Genomic DNA, 15,732 nt, shown 5'->3' with positions numbered 1-15,732 from the left:
CATGTGCGGGATCGCGGGCCTTTTCCATTGCGGCACGATCAAGCCGGTCGATCCCATCAGGGTCGAACGGATGACCGACGTGCTCGCCCATCGCGGTCCGGATGGCTCCGGTGTCTGGACGGCGCAAGGGGTGGGCCTCGGCCATCGTCGCTTGTCGATCATCGACGTGGCAGGCTCTCCGCAACCGATGCATTCGATCAGCGAGAGGCTGACGATCAGCTTCAACGGCGAGATCTACAACTTTCGGGAAGTGCGAAAGGAGCTGGAAGCGCGCGGCACTACCTTCCGCACCGAGGGCGATACCGAGGTGATCCTTGCAGCCTACGAGCAGTGGGGTGCCGAATGCGTTTCCCGCCTCCATGGCATGTTCGCCTTCGCCATCTACGACCGCAAGCGACGGGAGCTATTCCTGGCGCGTGACCGTTTCGGCGTGAAGCCGCTGTTCTACACGCAGCTTTCCGACGGATCGGTTGCTTTTGCCTCCGAGCTCAAGGGACTGCTCGCCCACCCTTTGATGCGGCGTGATGCCGATCCAAGGGCGGTGGAGGACTTCATGGCGTGGGGCTACGTGCCCGACCATCGTTCCATCCTAAAAGGCGTGCGCAAATTGCCTGCCGGGCATACGCTAACGCTGCGTCACGACAGCCCGGTTCCGGAACCGCAGCAGTACTGGGACATCAGTTTCGCCAAGCGCCACAAGGGCAAGGCGAAAGACCTCGAGGCGGAACTGCTCCACCACCTCCAGCAGGCGGTGACGAGCCGCATGGTTTCGGACGTGCCGCTCGGCGCGTTTCTCTCCGGCGGTGTCGACAGTTCCAGCGTGGTCGCCTTCATGGCGGAAGCAAGCCGCCAGCCGGTGAAGACCTGTTCCATCGGTTTCGACGTCGCCAGCGCGGACGAGACGAGTTACGCCCGGCAGGTAGCAGAGCTTTTCGCTACCGATCACGAAGCCCGCACCGTAAGCGCCGACCAGTTCGACGCGATAGACACGATTGCAGGCATGTTTGACGAGCCGTTCGCCGATGCCAGCGCGCTGCCCACCTGGTGGGTGTGCCAACTGGCAAGGGAGAACGTCACCGTGGCCTTGTCCGGGGACGGGGCGGACGAAGCGATGGCGGGTTACAGGAGACAGGTGTTCCACGCGCACGAGGAGCGACTGCGCGGTTTGATACCAAAAGCGGTGCGCAAGAACGTGCTCGGCCCGCTCGGCCGGGCTTATCCGAAGGCGGACTGGGCACCGCGGCCCCTGCGGGCCAAGACGACGCTTCTTTCGCTCGCGGGTTCTGCCGAGGAAGGCTATGCCCGTGCGCTGTCGGTCGTGTCGCCGGAGGCGCGGTTCGCCCTCTACTCTCCGGACTTGGCCGGACAGCTCGGCAGCTATCGTGCGGAGCAGCCGCTTTACGATCTGATGGGCAGGGCACCGATGCGCAGTGGGCTGGATCAGGCTCAGTACGCGGACCTGAAGTTCTGGCTGCCGGGCGATATCCTCACCAAGGTCGACCGCACCAGCATGGCCGCCAGCCTCGAAGCGCGCGAACCGTTGCTCGATCATCGCCTCGTCGAGTTCGCGGCGGGGCTTCCGGAAGGGCTGCGCATCAAGGGCCGACAGGGCAAATGGCTGCTCAAGAAGGCGATGGGGCGGTACCTGCCGGAAGACATTCTTTACCGCCCCAAGCAAGGCTTCGTCACTCCGATCGCGGAGTGGTTTCGCGGCCCACTGGCGGGCAAGGCACGCGGCATTTCCAAGAGCGCGATGCTGGCGCGTACCGGGTGGTTCGACAATGTGCGCCTCGCCGAGATTGCCGAGGAACATATCGGAGGCCGCGCGGATCATTCTCGCCTGCTGTGGCAACTCGTCATGCTGGACCGCTCGCTGGCCCGCCTGGGAATCGCCTAATCCGCCATGCCGTGGCCGAGAGCCATGTATTCCTCGCTCTGCATTTCCTTCAGGCGGCTGACCGTGCGCTGGAACTCGAACGCACCATCGCCGGCTGGATAGAGATCCTCCGGTTCCGTCTCTGCCGTGGCAAACAGTTTCACGCGGTTTTCGTACAGCGCATCGATCAGGGTCACGAAACGGCTCGCTCCGTTGCGCATGTCCTTGTCCATCTGCGGGATGCCGACGATGAAGACCGTGTGATAGGTCCGCGCAATGGCGAGGTAATCGGGCGCGCCGCGCGCTTCCTTGCAGAGGCGCTTGAAACTGAACACGGCCACGCCTTTCAGGCTTTTGGGAACATGCATCATCCGTCCGCCGCCTACATCGAGTTCGGCGCTGGGAACGTGCTTGGCATCCTCGGGCGGGTAGTCGGTCAGGCGGAAGAACGCCTCGCGCACCTTGGCCGTTGCCTCATCGCCAAGCGGGCAGTGCCAGGTTTGCAGCCCGCCGATACGCTCCATGCGGTAGTCGGTCGGCCCGTCCAGTTCCACCACGTCCAGTTCGGCCTGGATCAGGTCGATAAAGGGCAGGAAATGCTCGCGGTTGAGACCATCCTTGTAGAGTTCGGTGGGGCGCCTGTTGCTGGTGGTGACGACCGTTACGTTCCGTTTGCAGATGAGGTCTGTGAACAGCCGGCTCATGATCATGGCGTCGGCGGAATTGTTTACCACCATCTCGTCGAAGGCGAGCACCCGAAGGTCTCTCGATAACTTCTCTGCCACCGGGGGGATGGGGTCGCCGCTCTCGCTCTTGCGGGCCTCCCGAAGGGCGGCGTGGACTTCCTGCATGAAGGCATGGAAATGCACGCGGCGCTTTTCCGGGATGTCGAGCGTGGCATGAAACAGGTCCATCAGCATGGACTTGCCGCGCCCCACGCCGCCGACCATGTAGACGCCCTGTGGCCGCGCCTTCTTTCGGCCGAACAGTTGCCCGAGCAAGCCGCCCGATTGCTCGGCCTCCAGTTCCTTCTGCAACGCCTCGAGCCTCTCCGCAGCGCGGCGCTGGTCCGCGTCGGGTTTCAGCTCTCCGGCAGAAATCAGGCGTTCGTAGCGGGAAAGGATACCGCTCATCGCTCGCGGGGCTGCATCGCCTCGAACTTGGGGAGGTCGGGATCGAAGAAATCCCAGGCCGGCGCGTCCTTCACGTAGATAACGCTCTCGGGCGAGACTACATTGGGATCGTCCAGTGATCCTGCCTGCAGGATCAGCACTTCATCACCCGGCAAGTCTCCGGTGGTGTAGAGACGTCCACCGCATTCGCCGCAGAAATGCCGCGTCACCTTGCCGCCCGTGTCACCGCCGTTGGTATAGGTCTTCGGCTCGCCGCGCAGGACCAGCTGGTCGCGACGCAGGCCGATAATCGTCGTGTGGCCGGTCCCGGTCGCCTTCTGGCAATCCTTGCAGCAGCACTGCGAGGTGAACATCTCCGGCCCGGTGACGGTGTAGCGGATGGCACCGCACAGGCATCCGCCCTCGACCTTGTTTCCTGCACCAATCGCCATCGTCAAACGTGCCGTTCCACCTGCATCTTCTTGATTTCCGCGATGGCCTTTGCGGGCGAGAGGCCCTTGGGGCACACGTTGGCGCAGTTCATGATCGTGTGACAGCGATAGAGACGGAAGGGATCTTCCAGGTCATCGAGCCTCTCACCGGTCATCTCGTCACGGCTGTCGGCCAGCCAGCGGTACGCCTGCAGGAGGATCGCCGGCCCAAGGAACTTGTCGGAATTCCACCAGTAGCTGGGGCAGGCTGTGGAGCAGCAGGCGCACAAGATGCACTCGTAGAGGCCATCCAGCTTGTCGCGCTGTTCGGGCGACTGGAGCCGCTCCTTGCCCGAAGGCGTGGTGGAGACGGTCTGCAGCCAAGGCCGGATGCTGGCGTACTGCGCGTAGAAGTGCGTGAAATCGGGCACGAGGTCCTTCACCACTTCCATGTGCGGCAGCGGGGTGATGCGGATGTCGCCCTTCACGTCCTCGATCGCGGTCGTGCAGGCGAGGCCGTTCTTGCCGTTCATGTTCATCGCGCACGAACCGCAGATGCCTTCGCGGCAGGAGCGGCGGAAGGTCAGCGTCGGGTCGATCTCGTTCTTGATCTTGAACAGGGCATCAAGAACCATCGGCCCGCATTCGTCCAGGTCCACTTCAAACGTGTCGTAGCGCGGGTTCTTGCCGCTGTCCGGATCGTAGCGATAGATGCGGAACTTGCGGATTTTCCCGCCGGTTTCCGCCTTGTGGACTTCGCCGTCGTTGCGGATCTTGCTGTTGGCGGGGAGGGTGAAGGTAGCCATGATCTGATCGTTCCTGTCGCTTCTGCGTGCCTATCTACTCATCCGGCGTGCGAGAGCAAGCAAAGCCTTGGGTTTTCTGCCCGGATTTGCACGCTTGCCGCGGCGAATGTGGAACACCTGGAACAGTGTCCTGACGCAAATGTCCGGACCTTCCATAGGCGAATGAAAAACCGGCGGAAATACGGGCTAGAGAGGGTGTTTTGCAGGCCATGCGCGGTTCCTATGTGAAAGACTTGGACGTAGGAAAGGAGCAGCGCAGGTATGACATGGAAACGGGCGGCAGTGTTCGGCAGCAGCGGCGGGATCGGCTCTGCACTCGTGCAGGCACTGGCGGAGCGGAACATACCCGTCTTCGCAGGGTCGCGAAGCGGCAAGGCGCCTGATCTTCCCGGCGTGACGCCATTCCGCTTCGATTTCGACGATGAAGCCAGCATCGCCGACGTTACCGAGACGTGGCGGGACGATCCGCCCGATCTGGTGATCGTCGCCACGGGCGTTCTCACGCTGGAAGACGGGACCGGGCCGGAGCGCAGCTTCAAGAACCTCGATGCCAGGGCAATGGCCCGCGTCCTGCACCTCAACACCATCGGCCCCGCGCTGGTGGCAAAGCACGTCCTGCCGCTGTTCCCTCGCGATGCCCCGGCGACCTTTGCCGCGATTTCCGCGCGCGTCGGCTCGATCGGGGACAACCGCATCGGTGGCTGGCACAGCTACCGCGCCAGCAAGGCCGCGCTGAACATGCTGGTGCGCAATTTCGCCATCGAACTTGCCCGCACGCACAAGCAGGCCGTGGCCGTGGGCCTGCATCCCGGCACGGTAGACACGCCCCTGTCGGAGCCGTTCCAGAACAACCTGCCCGAAGGCCAGCTCACCGCGCCCGACGAAGCCGCGGCCAACCTGCTGGGCGTGCTGGAAAAGCTGACTCCCGACAACAGCGGCGACGTGTTCGACTACAAGCGAGAGCGGGTGGAGCCCTAGCTGAAACCTAGCTGATGAGCCCGTGACGGCGCCAGCACTCGGCCAGCAGCGTTTCCAGCAGGTCGGCATGGCTGAAGCCTGCCTGCGCGGCCGCCTTTGCCATCACCTTCTCGCTCCACAGGTTGCAGTTGAGGTTGATCTCGATGAAATTGATGTCGCCGGTCTTCAGGTCGACGCGGAATTCAATCCGGCCATAGTCGAAGGGCGTCATCTGGCGGGCGAACTTCTTCGCCATTTCCTCGATCTTCGGCGCAAGCTCGGGATGGTCGAATCGCTTGAGCGCGGCCTTCTCCGTGTTGGGCACGAGGTCGCGCTTTTCGTAGTAGGTCCACAGCTTCTGCGTGTTCTCGCGCTCGTACCACAGCATCGGCAGGGCCGTCGGCTCGTTGTCCAGCGTGATGAAGGCGCACTGCACGTCGTAGCCGTCGAGGTAAGGCTCCACGATGGCATCGTGGCCCTGGCCGTGGATATCGGCGACGGCGTTGGTCACGCCATTCCAGTCGTGCGCGTCGGAAATGCCCCAGCTGGCGGAGCTCGCATTGGGCTTGATCACCCAGCGGCCATCGGGCGCGGGCGGCAGGTCCGCTTCCAGCACGGGTGCGCCCCTGCGATAGCAGAACCAGGGTGCCGTCGGCACGCCTGCGTGGGTGCAGACCAGCTTGGACACGCTCTTGTCATCGCCCAGGCCGCGCAGGAACGGCATGGCGCCGAGGTAGGGGATGCGGTGCATGTTGCACAGGATCGGGATCAGCATCTCGCTGTTCACGAAGCCGCCGCGGTTTAGCAGCGGGAATACGAAATCCACCTCGGGCCGTGTGAACAGCACGTCGTAACTGTTCGCGAATTCCAGGTTCAGGCCGAGGTTTTCCAGCGTGGTGCGCACCTCGTGGTGGTAGATCGCGTGGTTGCCATCCTCCGGATGCATCCCGCCGCCCCACAAGGCGTGCTTGGCCATGAACAGCATCTTCACGCGTTCCTTGGCGTCTTCGGGAATCCGCAGCGGGGCAATTTCGGTGGTCATGGACTCGGCCTTCTGGTGGCGGTTGAATTCTCGCGGCGGTTAGGCCCAAACGGGTTCCGGTGCAATCGCTGCGCAATTCGCCGTTGCAAAATCCGCGTATCGTGAAACAATCCGTTACTCCGGTGCCAGCCTGAGGAGGCGCGAATGGGGTTTGGCAAATGGTATGACGAGACCATCCTGCCCAAGGTCGTCTCGCTCGGCTGCGGTTCCGAGGACGTGGACGAACTTCGCCGCGAGGTGGTGCCGCTTGCCAAGGGCGCGGTGTTCGAACTGGGCTGCGGTGGCGGGTTCAACCAGCGGCACTATGATATTGATGCGGTCACAAGCTTTTCCGGCATAGATCCCAATGCCAGCCTGCTCGATGCGGCCCGGCAGCGAGCGCAGGAGAAAGGCTGGCAGGCCGATATTCGCGAAGGGAAGGGGGAGGACATTCCTTTCGGCGACGGGGCTTTCGATACGGTCGTGTGCACTTACACGCTATGTTCGGTGGACGATCCCGGCCGCGTGCTTTCGGAAATGCGCCGGGTGCTGAAACCGGGCGGGCGGCTGCTATTCCTTGAACACGGCAAGGCTCCCGATCCCGGCCCGGCGACTTGGCAGCGCCGTATCGAACCTGTCTGGAAGCACCTGGCGGGGAACTGTCACCTGACGCGCGAAGTGGGCGGCTCTATCCGCGCGGCCGGGTTCGAGATCGAGCCGATCGGACAGATCTATTTCGAGAAGGCCCCCAAGTGGGCGGGCTGGATGGAATGGGGCGTGGCGCGCCGGGCAGGCGCCTGAGCCGTTAGTTCCAGTCCTCGATTTCGGGCTTGGGAATATCCATCCCGAGCCGCTGCCCCAGCACCCACTCGCAAATTGCATAGGTCCGCTCGTTATCGACATCGATGGCGAGCGCACCATCTTCGAACACGACCGGACGCAGCTTTGCGCCGAAGCGCTTGCCAACTCGGTCAAGCCCGCGCGCGAAGGTGATGAGCCCAAAGCGCATCAGCAGGATATTGAAGATGCCCGCAGCCCGGACCATGCGGCCCGGATTGGACTGGAACTGCCCGCCTTCACGGAAGATTTCTGCTGCTTTCAGGCCTTTGCGATTGGCGAGGCCATAGAGATTGCAGTTTGCGTAACCGGCGTCCTTGAACTCGTAGAACCCGCGCTGGCCGCGCTCGTGCACGGCATGGACCCGCTCTTTGGTGGTCACGCCGATCACGGCATCGGCATCGCGCATGGCGTTACGGACCTGCTCGAAACCGTCGTGGGTCAGCAGCACGTTGTCTGCCGTCGTGATGACGAACGGTCCTTCCTCGCCCCTGGAGGCCGCCAGTACGCTCTCGACGATGTTGGCGTCGCTATCCACCAGCGTGATCGGCGCACCGCGATCGCGGAAGGTTTCCAGCACCGGATCGACTTCCGCCTGCCCATCGGGTTCCAGCACCACGCGGATCTCGCGAATGTCCGGAAGCGTGGTGAGCGTTTCCATGACATGCGCGATCAGTGGGCGGCCGCAGATCGGCGCCAGGCACTTGTGGCTGACCCCCGCGCGCGCGGCGAGGGGGTTGACCACGCCGGTGCGCTGGGCCGCCAGCACGATCACGGTGACGGGAAGTGGGTCCATCGTTGGCCTCCGTTAACGGCGGCGATCAGTTGCCGAAGGTGCGCTGCCACCAACCGCCGCGACGGGGAGAACCATCCTCGCTGGTTCCTTCGTCGCCTTCGGCCTGTTCACCGTCATTGGCGGGTGCTTCTGCCTTGGCAGTTTTCTTCGCAGGCTTTGCCGCAGGTTCAGCTTCAGCTTCGGCTTCGGCGGCTTCGGCCTCGACTTCTGCAGCAGGCTCGGCCTTCTTGCGACGAGTGCGCTTGGGCTTCGGCTTTTCCTCGGCTTCGGCGTCTTCCGGCTTGGCCTCTTCAGCCTCTGCGGGTTCGGCCTTCTTGCGACGGGTGCGCTTGGGCTTCGGCTTTTCCTCTGCTTCGGCGTCATCCGGCATGGCCTGTTCTGCTTCGGCGGGTTCGGCCTTCTTGCGACGGGTGCGCTTGGGCTTCGGCTTTTCCTCGACTTCGGGCTGGGCCTCGTCCTGCGGAGCGTCTGCCTGCTTGGCTACTGCTTCATTGGGTTCTTCGCCATCAGGACTTTCGTCCGAACGCTGTTTATCGTCGTTGGCGCTGTTGTCGTTGTCCTGCCGGTTGCGGTTCCTGCCGCGACCGCCGCGGCGACCCCGACGGCGGCGTGGCTTGCCATCGCTGTCGTCGTCGTTGCCATTGTCGGACGAGGTTTCGTCATCGTCGCCATCATCGTCGTTGTCATCGGAAGAGTCGTTCTGACCTTCGTCCTGCTGGCGATTCTTGTTGCGACCGCGACCGCCGCGACGGCGACGGCGACGCTTCTTGGGCTGGCCGCCCGTATCGTCATCGTCCTCGCCGCTCGTATCGTTGTCGTTATCGTCGTCGTCTTCGATGTCGTCATCGTCATCGTCATCGACGATCGGCTCGAACTTGGGAGCCTGCGCCGGGCGCGGGCCGGAGGAGGCGACGCGCATCTTCGCGCCTTCGTCTTCGCCTTCGGGCTTCACTTCCACGGTCACGCCGTAACGCTGTTCGATCTCGGCAAGGTCGGCACGCTTGGCGTTGAGGAGGTACACTGCCGCTTCGGTGGAGGCGAAAAGCGTGATCACCGTTCCCTTGCCCTTGGCGGCTTCGTCCTCGATCAGGCGCAGCGCGGAAAGACCGGCGGAGCTTGCCGTGCGGACAAGGCCGGTGCCGTCGCAGTGCGGGCATTCGCGCGTGGTCGCTTCCAGAACGCCGGTACGCAGGCGCTGGCGGCTCATTTCCATCAGGCCGAAGCCTGAAATTCGACCCACCTGAATACGCGCACGGTCGTTCTTCAGCGCATCCTTCATGCACCGTTCGACCTTGCGCACGTTTCCGGTGCGCTCCATGTCGATGAAATCGATCACGACGAGGCCCGCCATGTCGCGCAGGCGCAGCTGTCGGGCGATTTCCTTCGCCGCCTCGAGGTTGGTGTGGAGCGCGGTCTGCTCGATCCCGTGCTCCTTGGTGGAGCGGCCCGAGTTGATGTCGATCGACACCAGCGCTTCTGTCGGATTGATGATCAGGTAGCCGCCAGATTTCAGCTGCACCATCGGATCGTACATCGCCGACAACTGGTCTTCCGCGCCGTAGCGCTGGAACAACGGAACAGGATCGTTGTAGGCCTTCACCCGCCGTGCGTGGCTGGGCATCAGCAGCTTCATAAAGGACTTGGCGGCCTTGTAGCCTTCCTCGCCCTCGACCACGACTTCCTCGATCTCGCGATTGTAGATGTCGCGGATGGCGCGCTTGATCAGGTCGGAGTCCGAGTGGATCTGCGCCGGAGCACTGCTCGACATGGTGCGTTCGCGGATTTCGTCCCACAGGCGGGCGAGATAGTCGAAGTCGCGCTTGATCTCGGTCTTGGTGCGGCTGAGACCGGCGGTGCGCACGATCAGGCCCATGGACTTGGGAAGGCTGAGATCGGACACGATGCTCTTCAGGCGCTTACGGTCGGAACCGTTGGAAATCTTGCGCGAAATGCCGCCGCCGTGGCTGGAATTGGGCATAAGCACGCAATAGCGGCCAGCCAGCGACAGGTAGGTGGTGAGCGCAGCGCCCTTGTTGCCGCGCTCTTCCTTGGCGACCTGCACCAGCAGCACCTGGCGGCGCTGGATGACGTCCTGGATCTTGTAGCGGCGACGCAGCGCCTGGCGCTTGGCGCGGGCTTCGTCGATTTCCTTCGCACGGCTGCCACCCTGGCGGCGGCCCTGCGGACGACGGCCCTTGCCACGACCGCGGCCGCGACCACGGCGCTTGTCGTTCGATTCTTCCTCGTCGGAGTCGTCATCGTCCTCGTCGGAATCGTCCGATGCTTCCTCGTCGCCGTTCTCTACGTGGCCATCCTCGATGGTGGAGACGTCGTCCTTCTCGCTGGTGTCGATTTCCTCGACGCCGGTTTCGTCCTCGTCTTCATCCTCGTCGTCGATATCCTCGTCGAGCGGGGCGCCGTCCTCGTCCTCTTCGGCGCGAAGCTTTGCCTCTTCCTCGGCAGCGGCTTGTTCCTCGCGCAGCAGCGCTTCGCGGTCGGCGGCGGGGATCTGGTAATAGTCGGGATGAATTTCGCTGAAAGCGAGGAAGCCGTGGCGATTGCCGCCGAAGTCGACGAAAGCCGCCTGCAAGGAGGGTTCGACCCTCGTTACTTTTGCCAGGTAGATATTGCCCTTGATCTGCTTGTGTTCGGCAGATTCAAAGTCGAACTCCTCAATCCGGTTTCCCTTGAGCACCGCCACCCGTGTTTCTTCCGGGTGGCGCGCATCGATAAGCATGCGCGTTGCCATGTAGTATTCTCCGGGCAATCGCCGTCACTCCGGTCAGACGGCATGATGCCGGGCCGGGTGGAGAGGATTGCCGATATGTGTGGGGCCCGCGATTGTCGCGGGTGTTGGAAATCATCACGCCGCCCGTCCGGCAGGTCGCCGGTTTGCGGGTGGACGCGCGAAACGTGTCTGTCGCGGTGAAAAGGCGCAGGGTTTTCGTCTGCGCTGGAAGCCTTGCAGCCGTCGCACGTTCAGTCGAACGCTCCGTGGCTTGCTGGCTTTTACTTTGCATCGCGGCATCAACCTGTAAGCATTGCCGGGTTGGCCAGAAATGGGGCCGAGCCGGGCGCCGGATTGCATTATCGCTCCGGCTGCGTTCTAGCTAGCATCGGGGAAAAGATACGGCAACCTTGTTGCGCATTCGCGCAAATTTCCCTTGGTGTTGCCTTAACCATTCCCGCGCCTGCACGGCGCGCCGCAAAGGACGTTTCGCCGCCCGCATGGCGTATCGATTTCAGATCGGCCTGCTGTTCGCACTCCCGGTGCTTTTGCTGGGTGCGCTCTATACACTGGGCGCGGCCATCCCGGTTCCGGTGCTGGGCCGCGATTACGTGGTGCGCGTTGCCTTGCCCGACGGCAGCACGCCCATCGGCTTGCCGGAGATATTGGGCCCCTCCGATCCGGCGCGTCCGCTGGTGGTGATCGACGCAGGGCACGGCGGCCCCGATCCCGGCACGGTGAGCGAGACATACCGGGAAAAAGCTATCGTCCTTGGTCTGGCGCGTGCGCTGCGGGACCGATTGCTGGAAGATGGCGGCATCCGCGTCGCCATGACCCGCGACGACGATCGCTTCATCGTGTTGCAGGAACGCGCTGAGATCGCGCGGGCGCTGGGCGCGGACCTGTTCCTTTCCATCCACGCCGATTCCGCAGGCGACAAGGAGGGGGTGAGCGGGGCGAGCATCTACACCCTGTCCGAGAATGCCAGTTCCGAGGCCGCGGCCCTCTTTGCCGAGCGCGAGAACGATGCCGATATCGTCAACGGTGTCGATCTCTCCGGGCAGAACGAGGACGTGAACGCCATCCTTGTCGAATTGTCGCAACGACGCACGTCGGAGAAATCGGTGGAGTTTGCCGAACTCATAGAGCGCGAGGGCGAGGGGACGCTCGTCTTCCACCCCGAGGCCCGCCGCTCTGCTGCGCTGGCCGTGCTGCGCGCTCCAGACGTGCCGGGCGTCCTGTTCGAATCGGGCTTCGTGACCAATCCGGAGGATGCTGAAAGGCTGGCTTCGGTGGAGGGGCGCGAACGCTTCGCCGAAGTGATGGCACGGGCCATCCGCATCTATTTCGCACGCCAGACCGCGACGAACTGATGCTTATTCATTGTGGCGCCATCATCGGATGGCATGTAAGACGCTGGCCTGCCTTATGACGAACTCTGAATCATCTGCCATCGGCAACGCGTTGCAGCGTTTTCGCGAAACCACCCATCGCATCGGTGCACCGCTGCGCGATGCCTGGCGCGAAAAGCGCCTGTTCCGGTGGGCGGGCTACGCCGTTTTTGCCGCGCTGGTGCTGTGGCTGCTGGGCTGGGCCTGGCTGGCGCGCGACCTGCCCGATGCGGAAACCCTGCTGGATTACGAGCCGAACCTGCCATCAGTCGTGCGCGGCATCGATGGTGAGATCGTCCACCGCTACGAGCGTGAACGGCGGGTGGAACTGCAGTTCCGCGACCTGCCGGAGCAGTTGATGAACGCCTACATCTCGGCGGAGGACGAGACGTTCTGGACGCACGGCGGCATCGACGCGGGCGGCTTCATCGGCGCGGTGATCGATTACGTATCGAAGATCGGCTCTGGCGAGCGCGCAGTCGGCGGTTCGACCATTACGCAGCAGGTCGCCAAGAACATTCTTGTCGGCAACGAATACTCGGTGACGCGCAAGCTGAAGGAGATGATCCTCGCCACGCGTATCGAAGGCGTACTCTCGAAACAGCAGATCATCACGCTTTACCTCAACGAAATTCCGCTGGGTCGTCGCAGTTTCGGTGTGCAGGCCGCCGCGCGTGCCTATTTCGACAAGGACGTGGACGACCTTGAACTGCACGAGATGGCCTATCTCGCCATCCTGCCGCGTGCGCCGGAAGTCTACAGCCGCCAGGCGAACTACGATACCGCGCGCGAACGCCGCAACTGGGTGCTCGCCCAGATGGAAGACAACGGTTTTATCACGCCGCAGGAGTTGCAGGCCGCGCAGGCGCAGCCGCTGGGCATAATCCAGGGCCAGCGGGCGGAGCGCTCTGCGGACGCCGGCTATTTCCTTGAGGAAGTGCGCCGCGAACTCATTGAGCGCTTCGGTGAAGAGGCCGAAGATGGCCGCAACAGCGTCTATGCAGGTGGCCTGTGGGTGCGCACCTCGCTGGATACCGAGATGCAGGACGCCGCGCGCAATTCGCTGCGCGGTGCCATGCTGCGCTATCACGGCAACCGCGGCTGGGCGGGGCCTGTCGCGACGCTCAATCCCGATAATGGAGACCTGACGGCGCAGCTTCGCAGCTCCTACCTCTCGATCAATTACGAAAACTGGCGCGTTGGCGTGATCACCGCGCTGGGAAGCGGTTCGGCAACTATCGGTTTCTCGGACGGCGAGGAATATCCGCTGTCCAATCCCGCCGACGAGATGAGTGTCGGTGATGTCGTGGTCGCCTCGCCGCGCGGCAATGGCTGGCGGCTTGAGACTATCCCCAGTGTGTCGGGCGGCTTCCTGGCCATTGCACCCGACAGCGGGCGCATTCTTGCCATGCAGGGCGGTTTCGATTCCCGCCTCGGCAGTTTCAATCGCGCCACGCAGGCCAATCGGCAGCCCGGCTCGACGATCAAGCCCTTCGTCTACGCGACCGGCCTCGACAATGGCATGACGCCTGCCTCGATGATCCCGGATAGTCAGTACTGCTATTACCAGGGCGCTAACCTTGGCGAGAAATGCTTCACCAACTTCGGTGGTAGCCGTGGCGGGGGCGAGTACCCGATGCGATATGGCCTGGAGCAGTCCAAGAACCTGATGACGGTCCACATCGCGATGGACTCTGGGATGGAACAGGTAATCGACACATTCGAAGATGTGGGCATCGCGGACGAAGGTGCATACGAGCCGTTCCCCGCTTTCGCGCTTGGCGCTGGGGATACGACCGTAGAGCGCATGGCCGCGGCCTACGCAGCCCTCGTCAACCACGGGCGGCTCAATGATCCCACCGTGATCGACTACGTGCAGGACCGCGACGGCAAGGTGATCTTCCGCGCCGACAACCGCGAATGTACGAATTGTAACATGGACGAGTGGGACGGCGGCCCTATGCCGCGCTTCGGCAGGACCGGGCGGCAGGTGATGGATGCGCGCACCGCATTCCAGATCGTCAACATGCTGACAGGTGTGGTCGAGCGCGGGACCGCTACGCGCCTGCGCGACCTTGAGCTGCCGCTGTTCGGCAAGACCGGCACAAGCTCCGGTCCCACCAACGCGTGGTTCGTGGGCGGTTCGCCCGATATTGTGGGGGCGACCTATCTCGGGTTCGATCAGCCTCGCAACATGGGCGGATGGATCCAGGGCGGCAACACGGCAGCGCCGATCTTCAAGCAGTTCGTGCAGGAAACGCGCGACCACTGGAGCGGCAGGCCGTTCCTCGCGCCCGAGGGCGTGCGCATGGTGCGTGTGGATCGTCGCACGGGCCGCCGGGTGTTCGATGGCTGGCCTTCGGATGAGCCTACGTCCGCGGTGATCTGGGAAGCGTTCAAGCCCGACACCGAACCGCGCCGCAGCCAGCGGCAGGATGAGATCGACGCCATGCGTGAGATGATCCTTGCCCAGCTGCGCCGTCGCAACGAGGGCCCGCGTGTCCAGAGCGGCGCGGGCGAGCGCGAGGACTTTGCCGAGGAGCAGGGCGGCATCTATTGATCCGTCCGCTTTTCCACCACCGCACTTCCCCCGCGTCACGCCTTGCGCTAGGCGCGCGTCTCAAATCTTGTGAAGGACTAATGCCATGCGTGCCGAAGGGCAGGCCCACATCGACCGGATCGAAGCCGCGCTGGCGCTGGTGCGCAAGTCGCTGGACTGGGAACACGCGCTCCGCCGTCTCGACGAGCTGGAAGCCCGCGTGCAGGACCCCGACCTGTGGAACGATCCGAAGCAGGCGCAGGCCATCAGTCGCGAGCACAAGCAGCTGAAGGACGCGGTCGAGACGGTCAACGAGATCAGCCAGGAAATGTCCGACGCCTCCGAATTCGTGGAAATGGGCGAGGCCGAGGGTGACGATGATGTCGTGGCCGAGGGTCTTGCCAGCCTGGCAGCACTGGCCAAGCGCGCCGACCGCGACAAGGTGAACGCCCTCCTTTCGGGCGAGGCCGACAATTACGACACCTACCTGCAGGTGAACGCGGGCGCCGGGGGCACCGAGAGCCAGGACTGGGCGGAAATGCTGATGCGCATGTACGTTCGCTGGGCCGAGCGCCGCGGGTTCAAGGTGGAAACGGTGGAATACGCCGCTGGAGAACAGGCCGGCATCAAGAGCGCCACGCTGCTGATCAAGGGCGAGAACGCCTATGGCTATGCCAAGACCGAGAGCGGCGTCCACCGCCTCGTTCGCATCAGCCCCTACGACAGCTCGGCGCGCCGCCACACCAGCTTTTCCAGCGTCTGGGTCTATCCGGTGATCGACGACGATATCGACATCGAGATCAACGAAGGCGACCTGAAAATCGACACCTACCGCGCATCGGGCGCGGGCGGGCAGCACGTGAACACCACCGACTCTGCCGTGCGTATCACCCACAAGCCCACTGGCGTTGTCGTTGCCAGCCAGAACGATCGCAGCCAGCACAAGAATCGCGCAACCGCGATGAACATGCTGAAAGCGCGCCTCTACGAGCGGGAGCTGGCCGAGCGCGAAGCCGTGGCGGCGGGCGAATATGCGGAGAAGACCGAAATCGGTTGGGGCCACCAGATCCGCAGCTATGTTCTCCAGCCCTACCAGATGGTGAAGGACCTGCGCACCGGCACCACTTCCACCTCACCGGGCGACGTGCTGGATGGCGAGATCGACGATTTCATCGCCGCGGCACTGGCTCAGCGCGTGACGGGGGAAACGGTGGACGTCGATGACGTGGAGTAAGGAC

Annotated in this window: 12 protein-coding genes; 6 read left to right on the top strand and 6 right to left on the bottom strand. The window is 63.5% G+C overall.

The window, feature by feature from the left end; genetic code table 11:
* Nucleotide 1 precedes the first annotated feature (1 nt).
* A complete protein-coding gene (locus tag D4Q51_RS15415; protein WP_120078696.1) occupies nt 2-1,897 on the top strand; it encodes an XrtA/PEP-CTERM system amidotransferase in 1,896 nt (631 codons plus the stop codon).
* Here D4Q51_RS15415 and zapE read toward each other — a convergent pair.
* Genes zapE through D4Q51_RS15400 form a run of 3 tightly spaced genes read right to left on the bottom strand, consistent with a single transcriptional unit; the run spans nt 1,894 to nt 4,225 of the window.
* Nucleotides 1,894-3,009, bottom strand: a complete 1,116-nt coding sequence (zapE, locus tag D4Q51_RS15410) for a cell division protein ZapE (protein WP_120078695.1) — start codon at nt 3,007-3,009, stop codon at nt 1,894-1,896. The genes D4Q51_RS15415 and zapE overlap by 4 nt on opposite strands.
* Complete coding sequence (locus tag D4Q51_RS15405; RefSeq protein WP_120078694.1) at nt 3,006-3,440, bottom strand: GFA family protein; 435 nt, start codon at nt 3,438-3,440, stop codon at nt 3,006-3,008. Before D4Q51_RS15405 ends, zapE begins: the two co-directional genes overlap by 4 nt.
* A 2-nt stretch (nt 3,441-3,442) precedes the next feature.
* Nucleotides 3,443-4,225 (bottom strand): succinate dehydrogenase iron-sulfur subunit, encoded by a 783-nt coding sequence (locus D4Q51_RS15400; protein WP_120078693.1) that lies wholly within the window; start codon nt 4,223-4,225, stop codon nt 3,443-3,445.
* A 261-nt stretch (nt 4,226-4,486) separates the two neighbouring features.
* Here D4Q51_RS15400 and D4Q51_RS15395 point away from each other — a divergent pair, with 261 nt between their 5' ends.
* A complete protein-coding gene (locus D4Q51_RS15395; protein WP_120078692.1) occupies nt 4,487-5,203 on the top strand; it encodes an SDR family NAD(P)-dependent oxidoreductase in 717 nt (238 codons plus the stop codon).
* Between the two features lie 7 nt (nt 5,204-5,210).
* Here D4Q51_RS15395 and D4Q51_RS15390 read toward each other — a convergent pair whose 3' ends face one another.
* Nucleotides 5,211-6,224 carry a D-alanine--D-alanine ligase family protein gene (locus D4Q51_RS15390; protein WP_120078691.1) on the bottom strand — a complete coding sequence of 338 codons (1,014 nt, stop codon included), beginning with the start codon at nt 6,222-6,224 and terminating at the stop codon, nt 5,211-5,213.
* Nucleotides 6,225-6,368: 144 nt separating this feature from the next.
* On the opposite strand from D4Q51_RS15390, the gene D4Q51_RS15385 reads away from it, so the two are divergent.
* Nucleotides 6,369-7,004: a class I SAM-dependent methyltransferase gene (locus D4Q51_RS15385; RefSeq protein ID WP_120078690.1), complete on the top strand. Its 636-nt coding sequence runs from the start codon at nt 6,369-6,371 to the stop codon at nt 7,002-7,004.
* A 4-nt stretch (nt 7,005-7,008) separates the two neighbouring features.
* Here D4Q51_RS15385 and D4Q51_RS15380 read toward each other — a convergent pair whose 3' ends face one another.
* A complete protein-coding gene (locus D4Q51_RS15380; protein ID WP_120078689.1) occupies nt 7,009-7,836 on the bottom strand; it encodes an NTP transferase domain-containing protein in 828 nt (275 codons plus the stop codon).
* 25 nt (nt 7,837-7,861) lie between these two features.
* Complete coding sequence (locus tag D4Q51_RS15375) at nt 7,862-10,585, bottom strand: Rne/Rng family ribonuclease (protein WP_120078688.1); 2,724 nt, start codon at nt 10,583-10,585, stop codon at nt 7,862-7,864.
* Between the two features lie 479 nt (nt 10,586-11,064).
* Here D4Q51_RS15375 and D4Q51_RS15370 point away from each other — a divergent pair, with 479 nt between their 5' ends.
* The 3 genes from D4Q51_RS15370 (at nt 11,065) to prfB (ending at nt 15,728) form a co-directional block, all read left to right on the top strand.
* Nucleotides 11,065-11,937, top strand: coding sequence for an N-acetylmuramoyl-L-alanine amidase family protein (locus tag D4Q51_RS15370; protein ID WP_120078687.1), 873 nt, complete (start codon nt 11,065-11,067; stop codon nt 11,935-11,937).
* Between the two features lie 55 nt (nt 11,938-11,992).
* Nucleotides 11,993-14,515, top strand: coding sequence for a penicillin-binding protein 1A (locus D4Q51_RS15365; protein WP_120078686.1), 2,523 nt, complete (start codon nt 11,993-11,995; stop codon nt 14,513-14,515).
* Between the two features lie 85 nt (nt 14,516-14,600).
* On the top strand, nt 14,601-15,728 hold the full coding sequence (gene prfB, locus D4Q51_RS15360) for a peptide chain release factor 2 (protein ID WP_120078685.1): 1,128 nt from the start codon (nt 14,601-14,603) through the stop codon (nt 15,726-15,728).
* Nucleotides 15,729-15,732 lie beyond the last annotated feature (4 nt).

It is taken from the genome of Aurantiacibacter odishensis, assembly GCF_003605195.1.
GTDB lineage: Bacteria > Pseudomonadota > Alphaproteobacteria > Sphingomonadales > Sphingomonadaceae > Alteraurantiacibacter > Alteraurantiacibacter odishensis.
Note: the sequence above shows the minus strand (reverse complement) of the source record. Positions and strands in the feature narration are given on the sequence as shown.